Raw genomic sequence first — 20,274 nt, 5'->3', positions numbered from 1 at the left:
GGAAGACCCCGGTGGCTGCACCTGTCTGGGCCGGTTGCGGGAACGGATGACGCAGAATTCCGTCCTCGACTGTGAACGGCGATTCTGTGTAGCCTGGTCGGCTGATCCACCCCGCGGCGGCAACGTCTGGGATCAGTGGTGCGGATGTTACTTGGAAGTAAGGATCGGGGAATTTCTGTGGTAAGAACGTTCCCCATGGGGATGTGATGAACTCGTTACATTCGGAAATCGGTGCGTCGGGCAGCGCTGCGCACAGCGCAACTGATCGATCACTTTCCTCTGTCGACGCGTGTCGTCCGATCCGGTACGCCTGCCCTCTCGCGGGCGGGGTCACGAGCACAGAGCGACAAGCTATGAGTGGTGGGAAAGGAAGCGTGGGATGAGCGACGATTCGCCGCCCCGGGCAAAGTTCTGGGATATCGAGGGCTGGGGCCTGCGGTGGAAGGTCACTGCGGTACTCGCAGTTCCCGTCACCGTCGCCATGGTGCTCGGCGGGCTCCGCGTGCAGGGCGAGCTGAGCAACGCCGTCCACTTCACCGAGGCCGCCGACCAGATCGTCGTCGTCCCGGACATCGTGGCCCTCGAGGCCTCGATGGGTACCGTGACCAGTGGTTACGCCTCGGGCACCCTCACCAAGGAAGACCGTGCGGCCGCGGAATCCCTGATGAACGACGTGTCCGAACAGGCCCGGAACCCCGAACTGGATCCCGCTGTCGCGAGTTCCATCAACCAGACCGTCTCGGACGGCCGGGCCCTCCTCAACCTGATGGATTCTCCGGGTGTCGCCACCGATCTGCTCGCGGAACGCCAGCGCGCGTTCGCCGCGGACTTCATCCGGGAGGTCGACGACATCGTCCGTCCCATCGAGGACAGCGAAGTCGTCGACAAGGGCTACCAGCTGACCAACGCCTGGCAGGCGCAGCGCCGCCTGTTCGAACAGGCCATGGGTCTCGTGATCGTGAAGGACGTGTACGCCAGTCCCGAAGGACGCGAGAAAGCCCGCACAGGCAACATTCCCACCTCGGCCGTCGTCGCCGCCGCCGGCGCCGAATCGAGCCTCCTCGACGTCCTCGACCGGTACTACCCGAAGGGCGACGAACGGCTCCAGACGCTGCGGAACAACATCAACGACCGCAACGCCCTCATCGACCGGGGTCTGGCCGACGCGGCACGCGGCGGGGTGCTGCCCATCCTGCAGCTGCGTTCCTCGCTCATCGCCAGCCGCGACATCTACCAGGACCTGACCAGCGACGTGGCGAAGGACATCGCGTCCACCGTGCAGATCCGCGCCGCCGAGACCCGGTCCGCCGCGCTGCGTGACACGGCGATCGTCCTCGGAACGCTGCTCGCCGCGCTCGTGCTCGCGCTCCTCGTGTCGCGGTCGCTGATCGGCCCGATCCGCCGACTGCGGTACGGCGCGCTGAAGGCCGCCCGCCGCGACCTGCCGGACGCGATCGAGCAGATCAAGGCCAGCGACGATCCGAGGGGGCTGTCGTTCGAACCGGTGGCCGTGCACTCGTCCGAGGAGATCGGGCAGCTCGCCCGCGCCGTGGACGACATCCACGGGCAGGCACTGAAGCTCGCCGGTGAGCAGGCGCAACTGCGTCTGCAGATCAACGACATGTTCGAAACGCTCGCCCGCCGAAGCAAGTCGCTCGTCGACCAGCAGCTCGGCCTGATCGAGAATCTCGAGTTCGAGGAGAAGGACCCGAAGCGGCTCGAGAGCCTGTTCCGGCTCGACCACCTCGCCGCGCGTATGCGCCGGAACGGTGAGAACCTGCTGATTCTGGCCGGCACCCGGGTGCGTCGGTCGCAGGCGGCGCCGATCCCGCTCGGCGACGTGCTGCGCGCCGCGATCTCCGAGGTCGAGGACTACCAGCGCGTCCAGATGGGCGCGACCCCCGAAGGCGCGCTCAGCGGCAGCGTCGTCACCGACGTCGTGCACCTGCTCGCCGAACTCGTCGACAACTCGCTGCGCGCCTCGCCGCCGGACACGGTGGTGACATTCAGCTTCGCTCGCGCCGTCGACGGTGGAGTGCTGCTGGAGATCGCGGACCGCGGCATCGGTATCCCCGCCGACGACATGCGCGCCGTCAACGAACGCCTGGCGTCGGGTGGCGAGGTCGGTCCCGAGACCGCCCGCCACATGGGCCTGTTCGTCGTCAGCCGACTCGCGAAGCGGCACGGTCTGACCGTGCGCCTGCGGTCGACGTTCGACACCGCCCGCAACCCGGGTGTCACCGTCAGCATCCACATCCCGAACGCGCTGATCGTGTCGCAGGCCGCGCGGCAGGACACGGGACCGCAGCGGAAGATTCCCGCGGCACCGGTCCGGACCGCCATCCCGGCGCCTGCGGCCCCGGCGCCGCGCAAGGACAACCCGCAGCTGCCGGCCACCCGCAACGGACTGCCGACCCGCAGCCCGTCCACGCCTCCGCCTGCGCCGAGCCCGGCTTCCGCGGGTGCGGTGACGACGGCGTCGGGCACCAGCCTGCCCCGACGGCAGCCCGGTGCCAGCGGCATCGCGGCCGGCGCGGGATCGTCGGCTGCTGCCCCGGCCGCGCAGTCCCAGGACACCGTCAACGTCCGCGGATCCGGAGCGATGCCGAAGCTGCCCGTACGGCGGCCGCAGGCGGCGACCCCGGAATCGCGGCCGGAGACGGCGCCGGCGGAATCGCAGCCGCAGCACACACCGCAAGCACCCCGCAGCGAGAATCGCGTCGAGGCGCGGACCGCGGAACAACCGGCGCCCCCGTCGTCGAACGGCGACGACCAGGCACCGGTCCGGCACCGCTACCGCACCAACCCAGCGAAGACCGCGTCGTTCTTCCAGTCGCGGATCGATCCGCCCCAGGCGGCGGCGACCCCGCGGCCCGGAGGCGGCACCCCGATCTTCTCCGACATGGTGTCCGACTGGCTGACCGATCCGACCGGCGCCGAGGGCGCACCCGGCGTCTGGCATTCCGCCGGCGACGCCGGATGGTCCGCCGCGGAACGGATCAGCGAGACCCCCGTCGAGGTCGACCCGGAGATCGGACTGCCGAAGCGGCGCCCCGGCGACCGGCTGGTTCCCGGCACGGTCGAAGGCGCGCACAATACGGGGACCCTGCGCCGGGTGCGCGACCCCGAGACAATTCGCGCCAATCTCAGTCGTCACCAGCAGGGCGTCCGAAACGGCAGGGCCACGAGGCTCGCGGAACGTAACAGCATTGAAGGAGACCGATGAACACCGCTCATGGATCCGACGTCACGCGACCTCTCGACTGGTTGGTTTCGAACTTCGCCAGTGACGTCCCCGGTGTCTCGCACGCCGTGCTGGTGTCCGCGGACGGTCTCCTGATGGCGGCCAGCGCCCACCTCCCGATCGACCGGGCCGAGCAGCTGGCCGCGGTCACGTCGGGGCTCGCCAGCCTGTCGGCCGGCGTGTCCCGGTTGTTCGAGGGCGGCGGCGTGCTGCAGTCGGTGGTCGAGATGCAGCACGGGTACCTGCTGCTCATGAGCGTCGGCGACGGCTCGCACCTCGCGACGCTCACGGACGCCGAGTGCGACATCGGGCAGGTCGGCTACGAGATGGCGATCCTGGTCGACCGCGTCGGCGCATCGGTGCAGGCCACGGCCCGCACCCCGCAGGGTCTCTGACCAGCCCATGCCCATGAACGACCACCACTCGGAGCGGCCGGGCCCGAACATCGTGCGCCCGTACTCGCTGACGTCGGGCCGGACCCGGCCCGCGGTCGAGCTCGCGCTCGAAGCGTTGATTCAGGCACTGCCGCAGTCGGTGGACCGGCAGTGGGAACTCGACGACGTCAACGCGGCCATCGTCGCGTTGTGCCAGCAGTCGCCGTCGGTCGCCGAGATCGCCGCCCGGGTGGGTGTGCCCCTCGGAGTGGCACGCGTCCTGGTCGCCGACCTGGTCGAGGCCGGTCATCTTCAGATCCTGGCCACCCTGAAGGAAGACTCGACCGACTCCGAACGTCGTGAACTCATCGAAAGGGTCCTCAGTGGACTTCGCGAAATCTGATCCCCGCAATCGGGTGACCTCGACCAAGATCGTGATCGCCGGCGGGTTCGGCGTCGGCAAGACCACGCTGGTGGGGGCGGTCTCCGAGATCGTCCCGCTGCGCACCGAGGCGCTCGTCACCAACGCCAGCGACGGCGTGGACAACCTGGCTGCGACACCGCAGAAGGGCACGACCACCGTCGCCATGGACTTCGGTCGCATCAGCCTGGCCGACGACCTGGTGCTGTACCTGTTCGGCACGCCCGGTCAGCACCGGTTCTGGTTCATGTGGGACGACCTGATCCGCGGTGCGATCGGGGCGATCGTCCTGATCGACACCCGTCGGCTGGACGAGAGTTTCGCGGCGGTCGACTTCTTCGAGGCCCGGCAGCTGCCGTTCCTCGTCGCGATCAACGAGTTCGACGACGCCCCCCGCTACCCGATCGAGGACATTCGGGCGGCCCTCGCGATCTCCGAGGACGTGCCGATCATCCCGATCGACGCGCGTGACCGGGAATCGGCGAAACGCGCCCTGGTCGCGATCACCGAATACGCACTGACCAAGCTCCACACGGCCGCGTACTGAGGATTCGAAACATGTCGGACGAGTTGCAGCACTTCTCCATGGGCACGTGGATCGTCGCCCTCGCCGCGGTCACGTCGTTCATCGGCGTCTTCGTCGGTATCGCCAGCGCCCGCAAGGCGGTGACCGCGCCGAACCCGAGGCAGCGGTATCTGTGGCTGGCGTGGGGCGCGCTGTCCATCGGCGGTATCGGCGCGTGGCTGCCGCACTACATCGCGATGGTCGGGTTCGAGGTCTACGGCAGCGTGGTGCGCTACGACGTCCTGTGGATCGTGATCTCGTTCGTCGTGCCCGTCGCGGCCGCCGCGGTCGCGTTGCTGATCATCAGCCCGCCGCCGACGAAGCACCGGCTGCCGAGTGCAACGGTGGAGATCGGCCGCCTCGCAGGTGGTGCGGTGCTCCTCGGCATCGGGTTCACCGGAATGGACCTCGCGATCGTCGCCTCCCTCGAGATCCAGGGCTCGGTGAACTCCGACATCCTGCTGACCTCGGCGTCCGCCGTGATCGGCCTCGTCGTCGGCGCCGGAATCATGTGGTCCATCTCGGCCCTCGAGTCGCGCACGCTGCGGCTGGTGGCGTCGGTGGTCGTGGCCGCCGGACTGGTGGCCATGCACTACACCGGCGTGTTCGGGCTGAGCGCTGCCGTCGACCAGGCCGTGGCGCGTCCGGACGGCCTCGAGGTGTTCTCGATCCTGTTCCCCGTCTTCGTGCTGGGCATGCTGGTGGTCACCATCCCGATCACCGCCCTGCTGATGGCGCCCGACCGTGTCGCCGCCGAGCTCGAACTCGAGGCCGACATGCTCGCCGCCGAATCCCTCGCCGCCGAGACGCAGGGCAGGGAGCTCGAACTCCAGTAGATCGGGCGACTCCTGCGGCACCGATTCCCGGGCGCACCCGAGTCCTTCACCCTCATAGCTGACCTGCACCTATAGACTCGGGTGGTTGCGCGACGTCGTGCTGGACCGCGAGTCCGCGAGGAGACGTCAAGCCGAGTAGAAGAAGGAGCTCATGACCGACACAACGTTGCCGCCGGAGGGACCGGGGCACGACCGCATCGAGCCCGTCGACATTCAGCAGGAGATGCAGAGCAGCTACATCGATTACGCGATGAGCGTGATCGTGGGCCGCGCGCTGCCCGACGTGCGGGACGGCCTCAAGCCGGTGCACCGCCGCGTTCTGTACGCGATGTACGACAACGGGTACCGGCCCGATCGCGGTTATGTGAAGTCTGCGCGACCGGTCGCCGAGACGATGGGTAACTATCACCCGCACGGCGACGCCTCGATCTACGACACGCTCGTCCGCATGGCCCAGCCGTGGTCGCTGCGGTACCCGCTCGTCGACGGCCAGGGCAACTTCGGTTCCCGCGGCAACGACGGCGCGGCCGCGATGCGGTACACCGAGTGCCGGCTGACTCCGCTGGCGATGGAAATGCTCCGGGAGATCGACCACGAGACGGTCGATTTCACCCCGAACTACGACGGTCGTACACAGGAACCGTCAGTTCTCCCCAGCCGTATCCCCAACCTGTTGATCAATGGTTCCGGCGGCATCGCCGTCGGTATGGCCACCAACATTCCGCCGCACAACCTGCGCGAGGTCGCCGAGGCCATCTACTGGGCCCTGGAGAACTGGGAAGCGGACGAGGAGTCCACCCTCGCCGCGGTCATGGAACGCGTCAAGGGCCCCGACTTCCCGACGCACGGCCTGATCGTCGGCGGCCAGGGCATCCACGACGCCTACACCACCGGTCGCGGTTCGGTCCGTATGCGCGGTGTGGTGGAGATCGAGGAGGACGCCAAGGGGCGCACCACGATCGTCATCACCGAACTGCCCTACCAGGTGAACCCCGACAACCTGATCACGTCGATCGCCGAGCAGGTGCGCGACGCGAAGATCGCCGGCATCTCCGACATCCACGACGAGTCCTCGGACCGCGCGGGTATGCGCATCGTCGTCACCGTCAAGCGTGATGCGGTCGCGAAGGTCGTGCTCAACAACCTGTACAAGCACACCCAGCTGCAGACCAGCTTCGGCTGCAACATGCTGTCCATCGTCGACGGCGTGCCGCGCACCCTGCGCCTCGACCAGATGATCCGGCTGTACGTCGCCCACCAGGTCGAGGTCATCCGCAGGCGCACCGAGTACCTGCTCCGCAAGGCCGAGGAACGCGCTCACATCCTGCGCGGACTGGTGAAGGCCCTCGACGCCCTCGACGAGGTCATCGCGCTCATCCGGGCGTCGCAGACCGTGGACATCGCGCGTGCAGGCCTGATGGAGCTGCTCACTGTCGACGAGATCCAGGCCGATGCGATCCTCGCGATGCAGCTGCGCCGCCTCGCCGCCCTCGAGCGTCAGAAGATCATCGACGAGCTCGCCGAGATCGAGCGGGAGATCGCCGACCTCAAGGACATTCTCGAGAAGCCCGAGCGTCAGCGCCGGATCGTCCGGGACGAGCTGAAGGAGATCGTCGACAAGCACGGCGACGACCGCCGGACCCGCATCATCGCGGCCGACGGTGACGTGGCCGACGAGGATCTGATCGCCCGCGAGGACGTCGTTGTCACGATCACCGAGACCGGCTACGCCAAGCGCACCAAGACCGACCTGTACCGCTCGCAGAAGCGCGGCGGCAAGGGTGTGCAGGGCGCCGGGCTGAAGCAGGACGACATCGTCTCGCACTTCTTCGTCAGCTCCACCCACGACTGGCTGCTGTTCTTCACCACGAAAGGCCGCGTGTACCGGGCCAAGGCGTACGAGCTGCCGGAGGCGAGCCGCACGGCCCGCGGACAGCACGTCGCCAACCTGCTCGCGTTCCAGCCCGACGAGCGCATCCAGAGCGTCATCCAGATCAAGACGTACGAGGACGCGCCCTACCTGGTTCTCGCCACCCGCAACGGTCTGGTGAAGAAGTCCAAGCTCACCGACTTCGACTCGAACCGCAGCGGCGGCATCGTCGCGATCAACCTGCGCGGCGAGGACGAACTGGTCGGCGCGGTCCTCTGCTCCTCCGACGACGACCTGCTGCTCGTCTCCGCGCAGGGACAGTCGATCCGCTTCTCCGCCACCGACGAGGCGCTGCGCCCGATGGGACGCGCCACGTCCGGCGTCCAGGGCATGCGATTCAACGGCGACGACGAACTGCTGTCGCTCAACGTGGTGCGCGAGGGGACCTACCTGCTGGTGGCGACGTCGGGCGGCTACTCGAAGCGCACCGGCATGGAGGACTACCCGGTCCAGGGACGCGGCGGAAAGGGTGTACTCACGATTCAATACGACAAGAAACGTGGCACCCTGGTCGGAGCGCTCATCGTGAACGACGACGACGAGCTCTACGCGATCACGTCGGGCGGTGGGGTCATCCGCACCGCCGCCAAGCAGGTCCGCAAGGCGGGTCGGCAGACGAAGGGTGTTCGTTTGATGAACCTCGGGGACGGCGACACCCTGCTCGCGATCGCGCGCAATGCCGACGAACCCGACGAGACCGACGACAACGCCGAGAGCAGCGGCAAAGGAGCTAAGGAGTCCTAGTGAGCACTCCCAACCAGCCAGGCAGTGACCGGCAGAACCCGGGTTCCGCCAATCAGGCGCGACCCGACCAGCAGGCCTCCCGGACTCCCGGGAACGGGTCGGCGCGACCGAACCCGCAGCAGGGTTCCGCGCCGCAGGGGCCGCAGGCGTCAGCCGGTCGTGGCCCCGCTCAGGCGGGGCCGGCTGCCCGGCCGGGCGGTGCTCCCGACGCGAGACCGGATCGGCAGGCTCCGGCCGATCCGGCCCGGTCTCCGTCGACGCCCCAGCATCAGGGTCCGCGTACGCAGACCCCGCAGGGCCGGTCCGTCCCGCAGCAGGGTCAGGCTCCGAATCAGCACGCCCCCGGGCATCAGGCCCCACCGCAGCAGGCCCCCGGTAACCGGGCTCCCGCGGGTGGTGCGCCCACCGAGTCCGTCCGGGGAAATCAGCCGCCGCCGTGGCAGCGGGGAATGCAGCGTGAGCCGCAGACCAACCTGAAGCGGCCCCTGCAGGGCGGGGCGGGAGCGAAGCAGGCCTCACGCCCGGAGGGGCAGCCGAACCCGGTCAACGGTGCAGGAACGGCTGCCGCGGCTGCCGCGGGTGCCGCGGCAGCGAAGGCTGCGGGCGGTTCGCAGACCACCTCGCCGCAGAAGTCGCAGCCCGAGGGCGCAGCCCAGGGGCAGCGACCGCAGGGCGGACAGAACCCGGGTGCTCCCACCCAGGCCGTGCCCACCCAGGCCGTGTCCACGCAGAAGTCGCCGGCAGCGAACTCGTCCGCACCGGCCAAGGGGCAGCCCGCGCAGAAGCAGGAGACCAATCGCACCGCGTCCGCGACGGCTGCCACCGCGGCGGTCGGTGCGGTGTCCGGCGCAGCGGCGGGGGCCGTGACGCAGCGGGAGGCCGCGAAGGCGAAGGCGTCCGCGATCGACGGACCCACCCGGCACATCAACCGGGACGTCCTCCCCAAGGACATGCCGGACCTGTCCGAGGCCAAGCACCCCCTGCCGGGGGCGGCGGCCACGGGGCAGCAGCCGAAGATCGCCGTGGCCCCGCAGCGGGTCGAGGAGGGTGAGGCCCTCCGCGCGTCGGTGCAGGTCCGCAAGATCGACCCGTGGTCGACGCTGAAGATCTCGTCCGTGATCTCGGTGTCGCTGTTCTTCGTGTGGATGGTGGCCGTCGGTCTGCTGTACGTCGTCCTGGACGGGATGGGCGTGTGGGACCGCCTGAACAATGCGTTCACCGACATCGTCGCGGAGTCGAGCTCTGACGGGCTCGTGACGGCCGGGCAGGTCTTCGGATACGCCGCCGTCATCGGACTCGCCAACATGGTGCTCTTCACCGCGCTGGCGACGATTGGCGCGTTCATCTACAACCTGTGTTCGGATCTCGTCGGGGGCGTCGAAGTGACGCTCGCGGACCGGGACTGAACGCGAAAACCGATAGGGACTGAGCTGGGAAAAGAGCGTCTCGCCGGACCGGTTTTGGTAGTTGCCGGTCCGGTGGGGTAATCTTCCGACTCGGTTCAGGGAACTGTGCGAGATGAGTTTCCGGACTTCAGGGGCCTATAGCTCAGGCGGTTAGAGCGCTTCGCTGATAACGAAGAGGTCGGAGGTTCAAGTCCTCCTAGGCCCACTCCTGGTGCCGGTGAAAGGTCAGTCGCATGAAGGTCCTCCTGTTCGTGGGAGCCGGAGTGCTGGTGGCAATCGGACTGACCAAGTTGCTCCGCGGCAACGAGGTGTGGCACGAGGTAACGGGGCCTTAGCTCAGTTGGTAGAGCGCTGCCTTTGCAAGGCAGATGTCAGGAGTTCGAATCTCCTAGGCTCCACAAGTTGGACAGCAGGTCAGAGCCACTTTCTCGGAAACGGGAAGGTGGCTCTTTTGCTGTCCTGCCCACATTTTGCCCACATCAGCCGACAACTCGGAGTGATCGCAGCTCACCTCGAGCCAGTTTGTCGAGCTGGTCGCCGACCATTCCGAGGTCGTCGTCGAACAGGTGGCCGTACCGGTCGAGCGTCAGTGCCGCCGAGGAGTGGCCCAGCATCCTCTGCAGCGTCTTGATGTTCGCTCCCGCAGTGATCGCCAGGGACGCGCACGTGTGGCGCATCTCGTGCGGTGTGAGCCCTTCCGGTGCGGTCGACTTCTCCACAGCCGTGTTCCACCACCGGCGCCTCACGTTGTTCGCCCGCATAGGCCCGCCCCGCGAGTCCGGGAATACGAGCGCTTCTGGGCTCTTGCCATCGAGGCGCTTCTCAAATAGCTCGCAGAGGAACCCTGGGATGGGCACATCTCGACCCTTGTTCGACTTCGTGGAGGAGAACACGAGCTTGCTGTCGACCACGGTCACCGACCGGTGGATCCGGAGACGTTGGCGGTCGAGATCGACGTCGGCGACTTGCAGCGCTGCAGCTTCACCGAACCGGGGTCCGCAATAGGCGAGCGTGTAGCAGAGCAGCGAGTGCTGGTCCGCCGCATCGGCGAGTGAGTTCACTTGCTGAACCGTGAGGTACCGCATCTCGTTGTGCTCGATTGTGGGGAGGTCCAGGCCGGTCGCAGGGTTTGCGACGATCCGCGAGTCCTCGACAGCCTGCTCGAGCACCTGGCGCACAACGCCGACGTTCTTCTGCACCGTCGCGGCCGAGCTGGTCTCGCACATCGCCGTTACCCAGCGCCGCAGCTTCTCGCGGCTCATGTCGGACAGGGGAGTGGCCTTGAACGTTGGCAGCACGTGCACGTCGAGAGCGGACCGGTATCGCGACCGTGTCGACTCCGACAGATTCACCTTGCCGGCCATCCACAGCTCGGCGCATTCACCGAACGCGACACGCCCGGCCGACGGAGGAATATACGAGCCGGTGAGCTTCTCGACTTCCACTGTCGCCGCGAAGTCCTGAGCGGCCCGCTTGGTGGTGAAACCCCGCTTGTCGGTCTGCTTGCGGTCGGGCGTCCGGTAGCGAACTCGGTAACGCTTGCCGGCCTTCGTGTCGTATGACTCAATCGTCGCCATCGTCGACCAACTTCGGCAGGTTCCGATCGTTCAACGCCTTCGTCTCAATGACCTTGGCATACAGCAGTGGATTCGATTCCCGCATAAAAGCGAGCTGCGCCGCTGGGTCGTCTCGGTCGGGCTCAAGTGAATCCGTGCCCTGGCCCCACTCCCAGATTTCCTGCTGGTCATATACCTCGCCCGCGGGGGTGAGTGTCGACGACTCCCTCGGGAGGATGAGCGCCAGCGGTGACACTCGGAACGAGATCGCGAGCGCAACGAGGTCATCTGTGTCTATTCGCCGCTCGCCGCTCTCGATACGTGACAGTCCCAAGGGTGCAATTGGACGCCCAAGGTCTGCGAGTCGACGACTGAGTTCGGCATACGACAGTCGGTGGTGTTCTCGAAGTCGCTTCACATTGCCGGCGGCGATTTCGCCGATGGGACCCAGCGGGTTCTTCTTCTCAGCCATGAGTGAAGTATGCCCTATCAAAGTGATCGATTGCCAGATCACCTTGACTCACTCGAACAAACTCTGCATGATGATGTCATGTTGCATCGAAATGATGCGATACCAAGTCACTACGAGGGGTTGGGACATGACTCAGTCTGATAGGCGAATCCCACTCGCCACACCCAAAGAGATTGCCGCGTATCGCCGAATCAGCGAGGCGAGCCTGGCGCAGGAGCGCTACAAGGGGACCGGGCCGAAGTTCAAGAAACTCGGAAAGCGCGTGTTCTACGACTGGGATGACCTCTATGCCTGGATCGATGCGAACACGATGACCCGCACAGACGACCGCCCGGGTGCTGCCTAAATGAGCCCCACGATGAAAAACGCCCCCGACGCCGGCCAGGGCATCGAGGGCAGGGAATCCAATCACCTCTTGAAGGGATGTTCCATGAACACTGTATCGCGTCTGTCCGAAGAGGCTGCCGCCTATCTCGCCCTCGAGTCGATCGTCGACATCACGAAGCTGTCCACGACTGCAATCGGCTCCGGCGACCAAACCCTCGAGATCTCCCTGGAGCAGATCAAACGTCGAGGAGATGAGCCGGCGGTGTCGGTGCTGTTCGAGGCCCCTCGGTACTCCGGTGGCGGCGCTGAGATTCACCCGAGCGAGATACCGCACCTCATCACCGCGCTGACGGACCTCTACCGGACGTGGCAGAACCAGAACCATGCGGAGGACAACTGATGACCTCCTCGGTGCACTTCGTTCAGCCCGTCACCGATCCGCCTCGGGTGAAGTACAACGCCGACGTCGAACGGATCGTCATCTGGCTCGGCTCGGACGTTTCCGCTCACCTGACCGTTCCGGACGCCGTCGATCTCATGGACTCAATCGCCACCGCGCTTGCTTCCGCTGAGGGCGAGGAGGTCAAGGCTCTCGTTCGTGACGCTGAGCGCGTCCAGACCGAAGCCGAAGTCCGTGAGGGTCTCCAATGAGCGCCCTTGAACTCGCTCTCGCAGGGTTCGTGCTCGTCCAGAGCGTCGCATGGATCGCGGTCGACTTCGCCCGGTTCAACCGCAACTGAGATCACGCCAACTACCACCACGGGGATCAGCCACCGAACGCGAGCTGGGGCAAAGCCCGCACAGCTTCGCCCCAGCTAAACCAAAGAAAGGCACCCCAAATGCCAACACCAGATACTACGACAGAGGCTCCTGAGTTCGACGAGAACCTCATCGATGCCGCCGACAAACTCCTCCAGGCCGCGTTGCGAGGCCACGCATTCCGGCTGGCAGTCCAGTGCCACGTGTGCGGCACATGGTTGGTCGCACCGGAATCCGTCAGGCGCCACCTCGGACCGCGCTGCGCAGCGAAGCTCGGGAGGTCCGCATGATCCCCACCAGGATGCTCGACCTCGGGTTCGCGATCGGTCCCCTCGAGGGTAAGAAGGCGTTCTTGCCGGGTGGATTCCACGACTTCACCACCGACCGCGCAGTAATCGAACGCCAGGCCCGCAGATACCCGCGATGCAACTGGGGCGGCACCTGCGAGGGTGTCATGTTCCTCGACGAGGATCCGCGCAACGGCGGCAATCTGGAGGCACTGTTCGAGTCCCTCGGAATGCCAGGGATTCCCGACACGATGGTTATCCGGACTGGTTCGGGTGGCCGACACGTGCCCTTCCGCTTCCCAGGCAAGGTACGAGGGAAGCTCCAGGGACATCAGGGGATCGACCTGAAGACCTGGCGCACCGGATACACCGTCATGCCGGGATCCGTTCACCCCGACACCGGGGAGTTGTACCGGATCGAACGTGACCTTCCGATCGCACCGTTGCCATTGCAGCTGCTCCCGTTGGTAGAGGTTCCCAACTACGTTCCGCAGCCCACCCGGGCACGCCCCGAGGTCCGGAACAGCGGTGTGGTCCGCAAGGTCGCTGAAGCCCAAGGTGGTGGCCGCAATGCGATCACGTTCTGGGCGTTCTGCAGGGCACTCGAACGGGGGAGCAGTGACGTTGTGGACGAGATTCGTTCGGCTGCTCTGTCCACGGGACTAGAGGAGAGAGAAATCGAAACGTGCTTGCGGAGCGCCGAGCGCACTACTGGGAGGGCTGCATGAGCGGAGCGGAGGTCCTCGACGACATCGAAGGGTGGTTCGGGCGGTTCATTGCGGTGCCAGACGATCGGGATCTGAGCCTGCTGGCTTTGTGGACCGTGAGTACCCACGTTGCGCTCGAGACCTATACGACGCCCCGACTTCTCATCGACTCCACGATGCCAGGGAGCGGAAAGACAACTGTGCTGGATCATCTCCAGCGCTTGTGCTGCGCATCGGTACAGGCCGCCTCGCTATCGTCGCCGGCACTGCTGGTCCGATTGCTGCAGAACGGTGTCCGAACCGTGCTAATCGACGAGGTGGATAGGTCCCTCTCACCCAACAAGCCTGGAGTTGAGGACCTGATCGGGATTCTGAACTCCGGCTATAGACGCGGGGCCACGCGGCCCGTGCTGGTGCCCGCCAAGGGTGGGAACTGGGAGGTCCGGGAGATGCCCACCTTCTGCCCAGTTGCGATGGCCGGCAACAGTCCTCGCCTGCCCGACGACACCCGATCTCGATCGATCCGAGTGCTGTTGATGCCCGATCTAGACGGAGTGATCGAAGACTCGGACTGGGAACTGCTCGAGGATGACGCGGCGGTGTTGGCGGCTCGAATCAGTTCCTTCGCAGACGGTGTCCGTGACGAGATCAAGGGCATGACAGTCGACCTACCGGCAGGGTGCATGGGTAGGGCTAAAGAGAAGTGGAGGCCGCTCAAGCGGGTTGCGGTCGCAGCCGGAGGTCACTGGCCAGCCATCGCAGACGACCTGATCTCACGGAACCTCGCCGAGGACGCCAGCGAGCGGGACGCCGGCCTGCTTACCCTTCCCCCCGGAATGGTTCTGCTGACAGACCTCCATGCAGTCTGGCCGCAAGGTGAGGACTTCGCGCCCTCGCAGGACCTCATCGTCAAACTGATCCGTCACAACCCCGAGTACTGGGGCGAGCGGAGCAGCTACGGCAAAGAGCTGACACCACACCGGATGGCGAAATTGGTCGCGCAGGCATCGAAGGTAACCACCGTTCGGCCTGGTGGCAGAGGTTCTCGTGGGTACTCACGGTCCATCCTCGCACCGGTCTGGCACCGGTTGGGCATAGGTCGGAATCGAAGTGGTGCAAGTGGCACAACCGGTGAAAGTGGTGCACGCGACCCCCAGATGCACCACTCGGACCAGTTGCACCACTTCGAAGAAGACACCCACGAAAGCGGCTCAACGTCCGGTGTTCGGACGACCAGGGCCGAGCAGATTGCGGCGCGCCTCAATGCCGCTGCCGAGCCAGGGATCGATTCACCCCACCCGACCGTTCGCACGCCTGGCCGTCAGCCGGGGCAGTGGCTCGGGTCTGGCACAACCATCGGAGGAGACGCAGCATGACCGAGAAGCGCGCAGTGACATTGGTGCCAATGACCGAGATCAAGGACGACGTCATGAGCGCTGACGACTTCCTCGACAGCCGACGCAACTGGCTGGAAGTGGTTGTCGTGGAGGTGGAAAAGGACTGTTTCGACGTCGTGCTGAAGATTGACGGCACCTACTTCGACCGAGAGACTGCCGACCAGGTGGCCGAGGCCTTTGCTCGAGACCTTCGACATGTCACTTCGAAGGTCTCGCCCGAGGTGGACGGCACCGGTGACGTCAACACACTGCTAGCTCTCCGGGACGCCGTTCAGGACGGAGACCTGGACCGCGCCCGCGAGATCGCTGCGTGTGTCTGGGGCACCCCGTGACCGCCCGGAAGAACGTGGAACGCGACTGGGTCGCACTCCTCGAGACCATCCTCAGCGAACGTCCATCACTCCCAGGGGCCGCGTGCATCGGGCGACACGAACTGTTCGACGAGGACCACGACGAGAGCAACGACGGCACCCGACCACGCCAGGCAGCGGCCGAGAAGCTATGCGCCGGCTGCCCCGAGGCGTGGCAGTGCCCCGAACGCCAGGCACAACAGACCGAGATGATGGAGGCCAAAGCGTCATGACCGAGAAGTTCTGGGAACATCCGCGACCACCTGTCGAGACACCGATCGCACCCTGGACCGAGCTGCCCGCTGACCCAGTTCAGCCGACGTACGAGGACGCGCCGAGACTCCTGATAGAACGGCACCACCACGAACTACGGCACACCGTGCTCGACGAGTGGCAAACGATCCCGGTCACGGCGGTATTCATCCCGGATGGATTGAGCGGCGCACGTATCGAGATCGGTCAGTGGTCCCTCGATGCCAGCGAGGCTCGACTCCTGGCGATCTCGCTCAACACCCTCGCTGATGCCGCTGAGCCTGGGCGGAGGGACCGATGACGGGGCCCGCTGTGAACGCCAAGATCCACCTAGAAGCCGAGGTCGACCTCACTGTCTCCGCATCGGCACGGAACCTCACGATCACCATCGGCGGCGTCAATGTCCTGCTCAGCGAAGCCGATGCCGTGCAGTTCGCGGAACAGGTCATCACCACAATTGAGGTACTCCGCGCCAAACGCAGGGCCCGACTGTCATGAACGGGCCGGCAGTCCAGAAGCTCGGTAACGCGTTGCTCTTGCAGGGACCTGCCATCGCGGATGCGTACTGGCTCGTCTCGACCGGGATCCGGGCCGCCGAACGCAACGGGCACGCCGTCCGCCCCGACGTCTACCGGCTACAGGCTCTGCTCGGTGAATGTCACCGAGATGCGTTGTCCGCGTTGCGACATCACGACGTCGCACCACCCCCCGACGATGAATCATCGGATGTGGAACTGATCAGCACGAGAGAAGCCGCGGAGGTCCTGAACGTGAGTCCACGCCACGTCCAGCGCATCGCGGCCTCCCTCGATGGCCGACGCACCGCCGGCCGCTGGATCTTCGACCGCGCCGTGGTCGAAGCCTATGCAGCGCACGCCAACGCAGGAGAAGCCGCATGACCGAACAGCAGGCAGAGGACGACTCGTATCCGGACAGTTGGCGGATCCCGGGCCGGACCAACCCCTCCCGGGAACTCAAGCGCGGGGTAGAGGACTACCTCGCCGCACTCAGTGAGGACGACTTCGCCGCGATGGTCGCCCGCACCCGCCAGCCCAAACGCTGAACACCGACTAACAGAAGGAGCAACTGATGCTCAGATCGATGACCCCCGCCTCATGCAAGCGCTTCACCGAGTCCGTCACCCGCCTGGGCGGCACCATCCCGAAGCCCCTGGCCGACACCCTCACAGGGTTCGACGCACTCAAGGCCTGGACCGCACCGGACCCCACAGCCGCACTCACCAATGCAATCGCCGAGGGAAAGTTCACCCCCACCACGGCAGCGAAGCTGCTCGAGCAGGCCACCACCACGGACGGCGGTAACGAGAAGGTCGCGAAGATCCGACTCAGCGCCGAACTCGCACTCATCCGCCGGTTCTACGACGAGCTGAAAGGGAAGTCCGGTGACGCTGTGATCGAGTCCCTGCGGCCGGCATTCGACACCGCAGCCGCGGCCATGGTCAACGCATCCAATCACTTCTCACCCGAAGCCACCGCAGACCAGGTGATCGACATGGGTGCCGAAGCCGCCGAGGTGTGGCGCACACTGCCTCAGCACCGGCGCACCCTCGACGAGATCCTCAACGTCATCATCGCGTGGCTGGCAGTGGACGGTGACGGTCCCGAGATCGTGGGCAACCGCCAGCTCGAACGCCGCGGTGACTGCCAGAAGGTCGCGTTCCTCATGGATGGGCCACGAGGCAACATTCAGGACGCCGCACTGGCACTCGACCCGCTGCGGCAGCAGGGCCGACGGGGAGGCCGCTGGCAGTTCGTCCTCCAGCACACGACGCTGCGGCTCAACACCCCCACCGAAGCGAACGCGATTCTCGACGTCTACGAGAACGCCGAGCGTGAAGCCCGTCAGCGTGAGGTCGAGCAGGGTCAGGGCCTACCTGAGGGCCTCAAGGTCTGACTGACACGGCGTCAACCACACCACCTGACGGGTCGACGACGTCGGGAGCGGAACGGATGGACGGCCCACGACCCACCCTTTCCGGCGAGGCCGAACCAGCGCCACACCGAGCGGACCCGACCACCACGTCGGGTCCGCTCAACCCCAAGACAGGAGAACCACATGGCCAGCTACCAAGACGACAACTACCCCGACAGTTGGCGCACACCGACACGCGCAGAGAAAGCCACCATCGCCGCCGCCGGCGGTCAGTGCCACTACAACTACAAGAACTGCACCGGCAACGCAGTGATGACCAGCGGCGACCACGCATCCTGCTACAGCTGCGCCCGCACCGCCTCCAGCGTGGCCGGGAGGTACTGATGGCCTGGGGCGCAGGAGATCCACGCACCAGCACCAGCGAATGGCGCGTACTCCGCAAAAGCATCATCCTCCGCGACGGCAACCACTGCCGGCAGTGCGGAATCAGTGGCACCGAGACAGCACTCGACCTCGACCACATCGTCAGCGTGGCAGAGGGCGGCACGGACGACCCGAGCAACGCCAGACTCTTATGCCGCCGCTGTCATACGCCCAAGACTCAGGCCGAAGCAGCACGCGGCAGAGCACGCATGAGGGCACGCCTGAAGCTACCCACCGAGAAGCATCCGGGGCTCAAATGAGGACGGCACAGAAGGCCCCAGGGGGTCGCAATCTGCAGCGTACGGGGGGTAACTCAGGTTCCCTCCGATCTTCCCCCACGAATCTCATAGCGGTAACGGATCTGCGTGCTTGCTCGGGAGTCCCGTTTTTTCGGAGTACCGGTTCCTGGCGTGGTCGGTGCCTGCCGTCTGGCGCTCGGTCGGGTGCTGGTGTGGGCGAATCGGTCTCAGGGGATCTGAGGGCCGCACCCGGAAGGGCATTGCATTTGTGCAGGTCAGAGGTGCCGAGTCGTTTCAGGCTTCGACGCCCGGTGAGGAGAATCCGATGGTGAAGAAACCCAGGCCACCCGCCGGGATCGGTGATGCCGGCAAGGCGCTGTGGAACTCGATTACCGGTCAGGTGGCCGACGATGGCCTCGTATTGGACGTTCGGGAGCTCCGATTACTGCGCGATGCGTGCCATTCCGCGGACGATTTGGCCCGTTTGGAGGCCGAATTGGGGTCCGCCGACCTCGTGGTGAAGGGGTCACAGGGGCAGCCCGTGGTCAATGGACTGTTCTCTGAGGTGCGGGCGTGCCGGTCGCAGATCGCTGCCCTGCTGAAGCAAATCAGACTGACCGATGAGGATGCTGGCCGGCCCCTTGGTGGGCTGCCGTCGACGCAGGCTGCACGGGCCGCAGCGAATCAGCGGCACCACGGCAGCGCCTACGGTGTCGGGCAGGCGAAGTGATGGCGCGCCGGCCAGGTAGACGCCAGGACCACGCCATCCGTGACGCACTGATCACGTACCGGGAGAAGTTCGCCCAACGTTGGGACACGCCTGGTGCTCGCGCCCGGGCTGCCCGCACGGCGGCCGGCGCCGCGGTCGTGACCGACAGTGATGAACTGCTGACTGCACTGCTCCCTGTCGACCAGGCCGCGGCGATGCAGTTCGCCCGCGTCGGCATGAAAGCGCAGCGGTACGTGCTGACCGAGAATAACGAACTGCAGATCCATCCCGACACCGCCGGCGGTCCGAATTCGTGAAGTCCTTCGGGGACCTCTCAACGTCTCGACCCACAAGGGGGTGCGCTATCTGCACACCCCACCGGGGGACCCCCGATCGAGGTTATGACCCCACACGAATCTCATACCGCCTCGGATCCTGTACGGGTTACAGGGTCGGTCCGCGCAAGGCTGAATCTCGTTTCCCCAGCTCAGTCCCTCAATGCTCGTGGGGAGAGAAGCGCCACTATGGCTTGCGGGTGGCAGTCGCTTCGATCGAGGGTCCCCCGGGTGGGGTGCGAGATTTGGGCCCCCCACCTCCAGTCCGGCTGTCGGTGATCGGGTGCATCATGGTTGTCTTCACGTCGCGAGGGGCCCGCCATGAGTCGCAGTCGTCGGTCGAATCCTTTGCTCACACTGTTCGGGATTCTGTTGCTGCTCGGGTTGGTTGTCCGGGCGCTCGAGTTGTTGTGGCCGTTGATCCTGGCCGGCGTCTGCATCTTCATCGTTGTGAGGGTGGGTATCGCGCTGTGGCAGCACCACACACGGCGTATGGCTGCACGTGACCGGGAGTATGCCGAGATCGCCGACAGGGCCGATTGGCAGAATCAGGCGTGGCTTGCTGGTGATCCGCGTGGGTTGTACGGCGACGGTTCCAGCCATGTCACCTAGCTGACAAGGCTGACCGGTGTTCGATCCCGATCAGGTCTAAGCGGTGTGTCAGAACTCCGCGGTACCTTCCGTGTCACTGGCGGCGGGGTCGGAGGGAAGCCGACCTTGCCGCCAGTTCGTGCAGCAGCCATGGTGGAATTCGCCACGGTTGAGAGAACGCGCTGACCAGCCAGGTTGCTGACGCCGACAACGTGGGCATCCACGGAGTTCATCTCCGCAGTTCGCGATGAGTTTCAGGTGTGTGGGAATTCGTCAACTGCTCCCGGATTACGTCGAGTTGACGAACAGTCAGGGGCTTGGCGCGGGACGTCACCTCGTCGAGCCAGGCCTGCATTGCCGGCGTCCACTCGACTCTCTCTGATGTGGGTGTCATTCGAGATCTGTCAAGGGACATTGGTTTCTGCCCACGGGCGGACACGAAACCTGCCCGTAGGCG

General features: G+C 65.8%; 27 protein-coding genes and 2 tRNA genes. 27 read left to right on the top strand and 2 right to left on the bottom strand.

The annotated features are described in order from the left end of the window. Positions 1 to 379: 379 nt before the first annotated feature. From P3H15_RS33410 to P3H15_RS33370, 9 genes are all read left to right on the top strand, one after another. Complete coding sequence (locus tag P3H15_RS33410; protein WP_276141163.1) at positions 380 to 3,226, top strand: ATP-binding protein; 2,847 nt, start codon at positions 380 to 382, stop codon at positions 3,224 to 3,226. Continuing rightward, on the top strand, positions 3,223 to 3,639 hold the full coding sequence (locus tag P3H15_RS33405; RefSeq protein WP_005249096.1) for a roadblock/LC7 domain-containing protein: 417 nt from the start codon (positions 3,223 to 3,225) through the stop codon (positions 3,637 to 3,639). Before P3H15_RS33410 ends, P3H15_RS33405 begins: the two co-directional genes overlap by 4 nt. A 7-nt stretch (positions 3,640 to 3,646) precedes the next feature. Beyond that, positions 3,647 to 4,021 (top strand): DUF742 domain-containing protein, encoded by a 375-nt coding sequence (locus P3H15_RS33400; RefSeq protein ID WP_087554944.1) that lies wholly within the window; start codon positions 3,647 to 3,649, stop codon positions 4,019 to 4,021. A gap of 13 nt (positions 4,022 to 4,034) precedes the next feature. After that, positions 4,035 to 4,586 (top strand): ATP/GTP-binding protein, encoded by a 552-nt coding sequence (locus tag P3H15_RS33395; protein ID WP_005249094.1) that lies wholly within the window; start codon positions 4,035 to 4,037, stop codon positions 4,584 to 4,586. 11 nt (positions 4,587 to 4,597) lie between these two features. After that, positions 4,598 to 5,440 (top strand): MHYT domain-containing protein, encoded by an 843-nt coding sequence (locus tag P3H15_RS33390; RefSeq protein ID WP_276141162.1) that lies wholly within the window; start codon positions 4,598 to 4,600, stop codon positions 5,438 to 5,440. A gap of 151 nt (positions 5,441 to 5,591) precedes the next feature. Then, positions 5,592 to 8,114 carry a DNA gyrase subunit A gene (gene gyrA / locus P3H15_RS33385; protein WP_276141161.1) on the top strand — a complete coding sequence of 841 codons (2,523 nt, stop codon included), beginning with the start codon at positions 5,592 to 5,594 and terminating at the stop codon, positions 8,112 to 8,114. Next, complete coding sequence (locus P3H15_RS33380; protein ID WP_276141159.1) at positions 8,114 to 9,520, top strand: DUF3566 domain-containing protein; 1,407 nt, start codon at positions 8,114 to 8,116, stop codon at positions 9,518 to 9,520. Before gyrA ends, P3H15_RS33380 begins: the two co-directional genes overlap by 1 nt. A gap of 131 nt (positions 9,521 to 9,651) precedes the next feature. After that, a tRNA-Ile gene (locus P3H15_RS33375) sits at positions 9,652 to 9,725 on the top strand. A gap of 120 nt (positions 9,726 to 9,845) precedes the next feature. Beyond that, a tRNA-Ala gene (locus P3H15_RS33370) sits at positions 9,846 to 9,918 on the top strand. An 81-nt stretch (positions 9,919 to 9,999) separates the two neighbouring features. On the opposite strand, the gene P3H15_RS33365 is transcribed toward P3H15_RS33370, so the two are convergent. Beyond that, complete coding sequence (locus P3H15_RS33365) at positions 10,000 to 11,097, bottom strand: tyrosine-type recombinase/integrase (protein WP_276141158.1); 1,098 nt, start codon at positions 11,095 to 11,097, stop codon at positions 10,000 to 10,002. Next, complete coding sequence (locus P3H15_RS33360; RefSeq protein WP_276141157.1) at positions 11,084 to 11,548, bottom strand: helix-turn-helix domain-containing protein; 465 nt, start codon at positions 11,546 to 11,548, stop codon at positions 11,084 to 11,086. Before P3H15_RS33360 ends, P3H15_RS33365 begins: the two co-directional genes overlap by 14 nt. A gap of 127 nt (positions 11,549 to 11,675) precedes the next feature. Between P3H15_RS33360 and P3H15_RS33355 the strand changes: the two genes are divergently transcribed. The 18 genes from P3H15_RS33355 to P3H15_RS33275 all read left to right on the top strand — a co-directional run bounded on the left by P3H15_RS33355 (position 11,676) and on the right by P3H15_RS33275 (position 19,838). After that, positions 11,676 to 11,894 carry an AlpA family transcriptional regulator gene (locus P3H15_RS33355; RefSeq protein ID WP_276141156.1) on the top strand — a complete coding sequence of 73 codons (219 nt, stop codon included), beginning with the start codon at positions 11,676 to 11,678 and terminating at the stop codon, positions 11,892 to 11,894. 84 nt (positions 11,895 to 11,978) lie between these two features. Continuing rightward, positions 11,979 to 12,275: a hypothetical protein gene (locus tag P3H15_RS33350; RefSeq protein WP_276141155.1), complete on the top strand. Its 297-nt coding sequence runs from the start codon at positions 11,979 to 11,981 to the stop codon at positions 12,273 to 12,275. Next, on the top strand, positions 12,275 to 12,526 hold the full coding sequence (locus P3H15_RS33345; protein ID WP_276141154.1) for a hypothetical protein: 252 nt from the start codon (positions 12,275 to 12,277) through the stop codon (positions 12,524 to 12,526). Before P3H15_RS33350 ends, P3H15_RS33345 begins: the two co-directional genes overlap by 1 nt. Before the next feature lie 188 nt (positions 12,527 to 12,714). Then, positions 12,715 to 12,924, top strand: a complete 210-nt coding sequence (locus P3H15_RS55845; protein WP_369426212.1) for a DUF6011 domain-containing protein — start codon at positions 12,715 to 12,717, stop codon at positions 12,922 to 12,924. Further along, a complete protein-coding gene (locus P3H15_RS33340) occupies positions 12,921 to 13,649 on the top strand; it encodes a bifunctional DNA primase/polymerase (protein ID WP_276141153.1) in 729 nt (242 codons plus the stop codon). The genes P3H15_RS55845 and P3H15_RS33340 overlap by 4 nt, the downstream gene beginning before the upstream one ends. Continuing rightward, the gene (locus tag P3H15_RS33335) at positions 13,646 to 15,004 is read left to right on the top strand and encodes a DUF3631 domain-containing protein (RefSeq protein WP_276141152.1); all 1,359 of its coding nucleotides are present in this window, start codon (positions 13,646 to 13,648) and stop codon (positions 15,002 to 15,004) included. Before P3H15_RS33340 ends, P3H15_RS33335 begins: the two co-directional genes overlap by 4 nt. Then, positions 15,001 to 15,357, top strand: a complete 357-nt coding sequence (locus P3H15_RS33330) for a hypothetical protein (protein ID WP_276141151.1) — start codon at positions 15,001 to 15,003, stop codon at positions 15,355 to 15,357. The genes P3H15_RS33335 and P3H15_RS33330 overlap by 4 nt, the downstream gene beginning before the upstream one ends. Further along, positions 15,354 to 15,608 (top strand): hypothetical protein, encoded by a 255-nt coding sequence (locus tag P3H15_RS33325; RefSeq protein WP_276141150.1) that lies wholly within the window; start codon positions 15,354 to 15,356, stop codon positions 15,606 to 15,608. Before P3H15_RS33330 ends, P3H15_RS33325 begins: the two co-directional genes overlap by 4 nt. Then, a complete protein-coding gene (locus tag P3H15_RS33320) occupies positions 15,605 to 15,928 on the top strand; it encodes a hypothetical protein (RefSeq protein ID WP_276141149.1) in 324 nt (107 codons plus the stop codon). The genes P3H15_RS33325 and P3H15_RS33320 overlap by 4 nt, the downstream gene beginning before the upstream one ends. Further along, positions 15,925 to 16,125, top strand: coding sequence for a hypothetical protein (locus tag P3H15_RS33315; protein WP_276141148.1), 201 nt, complete (start codon positions 15,925 to 15,927; stop codon positions 16,123 to 16,125). The genes P3H15_RS33320 and P3H15_RS33315 overlap by 4 nt, the downstream gene beginning before the upstream one ends. Next, positions 16,122 to 16,526, top strand: a complete 405-nt coding sequence (locus P3H15_RS33310; protein ID WP_276141147.1) for a helix-turn-helix domain-containing protein — start codon at positions 16,122 to 16,124, stop codon at positions 16,524 to 16,526. The genes P3H15_RS33315 and P3H15_RS33310 overlap by 4 nt, the downstream gene beginning before the upstream one ends. Next, positions 16,523 to 16,690: a hypothetical protein gene (locus P3H15_RS33305; protein WP_276141146.1), complete on the top strand. Its 168-nt coding sequence runs from the start codon at positions 16,523 to 16,525 to the stop codon at positions 16,688 to 16,690. Before P3H15_RS33310 ends, P3H15_RS33305 begins: the two co-directional genes overlap by 4 nt. 26 nt (positions 16,691 to 16,716) lie before the next feature. After that, the gene (locus P3H15_RS33300) at positions 16,717 to 17,541 is read left to right on the top strand and encodes a hypothetical protein (RefSeq protein ID WP_276141145.1); all 825 of its coding nucleotides are present in this window, start codon (positions 16,717 to 16,719) and stop codon (positions 17,539 to 17,541) included. Positions 17,542 to 17,703: 162 nt separating this feature from the next. Beyond that, complete coding sequence (locus tag P3H15_RS33295) at positions 17,704 to 17,904, top strand: hypothetical protein (protein ID WP_276141144.1); 201 nt, start codon at positions 17,704 to 17,706, stop codon at positions 17,902 to 17,904. Continuing rightward, a complete protein-coding gene (locus P3H15_RS33290) occupies positions 17,904 to 18,203 on the top strand; it encodes an HNH endonuclease (RefSeq protein WP_276141143.1) in 300 nt (99 codons plus the stop codon). The genes P3H15_RS33295 and P3H15_RS33290 overlap by 1 nt, the downstream gene beginning before the upstream one ends. Before the next feature lie 304 nt (positions 18,204 to 18,507). Continuing rightward, positions 18,508 to 18,912 (top strand): hypothetical protein, encoded by a 405-nt coding sequence (locus P3H15_RS33285; protein ID WP_276141142.1) that lies wholly within the window; start codon positions 18,508 to 18,510, stop codon positions 18,910 to 18,912. Beyond that, positions 18,912 to 19,208, top strand: a complete 297-nt coding sequence (locus P3H15_RS33280; RefSeq protein ID WP_276141141.1) for a hypothetical protein — start codon at positions 18,912 to 18,914, stop codon at positions 19,206 to 19,208. Before P3H15_RS33285 ends, P3H15_RS33280 begins: the two co-directional genes overlap by 1 nt. Positions 19,209 to 19,547: 339 nt before the next feature. Beyond that, positions 19,548 to 19,838, top strand: a complete 291-nt coding sequence (locus tag P3H15_RS33275; RefSeq protein WP_276141140.1) for a hypothetical protein — start codon at positions 19,548 to 19,550, stop codon at positions 19,836 to 19,838. The last annotated feature ends 436 nt before the right edge of the window (positions 19,839 to 20,274 follow it).

It is taken from the genome of Rhodococcus sp. T2V, assembly GCF_029269925.1.
GTDB classification, from domain to species: domain Bacteria; phylum Actinomycetota; class Actinomycetes; order Mycobacteriales; family Mycobacteriaceae; genus Rhodococcus_F; species Rhodococcus_F koreensis.
Note: the sequence above shows the minus strand (reverse complement) of the source record. Positions and strands in the feature narration are given on the sequence as shown.

Bases quoted from the DNA above. Each gene is read 5' to 3' on its own strand.
- P3H15_RS33345 (WP_276141154.1), top strand. From the start codon at position 12,275: ATGACCTCCTCGGTGCACTTCGTTCAGCCCGTCACCGATCCGCCTCGG.
- P3H15_RS33330 (WP_276141151.1), top strand. From the start codon at position 15,001: ATGACCGAGAAGCGCGCAGTGACATTGGTGCCAATGACCGAGATCAAG.
- P3H15_RS55845 (WP_369426212.1), top strand. From the start codon at position 12,715: ATGCCAACACCAGATACTACGACAGAGGCTCCTGAGTTCGACGAGAAC.
- P3H15_RS33355 (WP_276141156.1), top strand. From the start codon at position 11,676: ATGACTCAGTCTGATAGGCGAATCCCACTCGCCACACCCAAAGAGATT.
- P3H15_RS33280 (WP_276141141.1), top strand. From the start codon at position 18,912: ATGGCGCGCCGGCCAGGTAGACGCCAGGACCACGCCATCCGTGACGCA.
- P3H15_RS33350 (WP_276141155.1), top strand. From the start codon at position 11,979: ATGAACACTGTATCGCGTCTGTCCGAAGAGGCTGCCGCCTATCTCGCC.
- P3H15_RS33360 (WP_276141157.1), bottom strand. From the start codon at position 11,548: ATGGCTGAGAAGAAGAACCCGCTGGGTCCCATCGGCGAAATCGCCGCC.
- P3H15_RS33400 (WP_087554944.1), top strand. From the start codon at position 3,647: ATGCCCATGAACGACCACCACTCGGAGCGGCCGGGCCCGAACATCGTG.
- P3H15_RS33340 (WP_276141153.1), top strand. From the start codon at position 12,921: ATGATCCCCACCAGGATGCTCGACCTCGGGTTCGCGATCGGTCCCCTC.
- P3H15_RS33405 (WP_005249096.1), top strand. From the start codon at position 3,223: ATGAACACCGCTCATGGATCCGACGTCACGCGACCTCTCGACTGGTTG.
- P3H15_RS33310 (WP_276141147.1), top strand. From the start codon at position 16,122: ATGAACGGGCCGGCAGTCCAGAAGCTCGGTAACGCGTTGCTCTTGCAG.
- P3H15_RS33300 (WP_276141145.1), top strand. From the start codon at position 16,717: ATGCTCAGATCGATGACCCCCGCCTCATGCAAGCGCTTCACCGAGTCC.
- P3H15_RS33335 (WP_276141152.1), top strand. From the start codon at position 13,646: ATGAGCGGAGCGGAGGTCCTCGACGACATCGAAGGGTGGTTCGGGCGG.
- P3H15_RS33290 (WP_276141143.1), top strand. From the start codon at position 17,904: ATGGCCTGGGGCGCAGGAGATCCACGCACCAGCACCAGCGAATGGCGC.
- P3H15_RS33295 (WP_276141144.1), top strand. From the start codon at position 17,704: ATGGCCAGCTACCAAGACGACAACTACCCCGACAGTTGGCGCACACCG.
- P3H15_RS33305 (WP_276141146.1), top strand. From the start codon at position 16,523: ATGACCGAACAGCAGGCAGAGGACGACTCGTATCCGGACAGTTGGCGG.
- P3H15_RS33320 (WP_276141149.1), top strand. From the start codon at position 15,605: ATGACCGAGAAGTTCTGGGAACATCCGCGACCACCTGTCGAGACACCG.
- gyrA (WP_276141161.1), top strand. From the start codon at position 5,592: ATGACCGACACAACGTTGCCGCCGGAGGGACCGGGGCACGACCGCATC.
- P3H15_RS33365 (WP_276141158.1), bottom strand. From the start codon at position 11,097: ATGGCGACGATTGAGTCATACGACACGAAGGCCGGCAAGCGTTACCGA.
- P3H15_RS33275 (WP_276141140.1), top strand. From the start codon at position 19,548: ATGAGTCGCAGTCGTCGGTCGAATCCTTTGCTCACACTGTTCGGGATT.
- P3H15_RS33390 (WP_276141162.1), top strand. From the start codon at position 4,598: ATGTCGGACGAGTTGCAGCACTTCTCCATGGGCACGTGGATCGTCGCC.
- P3H15_RS33285 (WP_276141142.1), top strand. From the start codon at position 18,508: ATGGTGAAGAAACCCAGGCCACCCGCCGGGATCGGTGATGCCGGCAAG.
- P3H15_RS33410 (WP_276141163.1), top strand. From the start codon at position 380: ATGAGCGACGATTCGCCGCCCCGGGCAAAGTTCTGGGATATCGAGGGC.
- P3H15_RS33315 (WP_276141148.1), top strand. From the start codon at position 15,925: ATGACGGGGCCCGCTGTGAACGCCAAGATCCACCTAGAAGCCGAGGTC.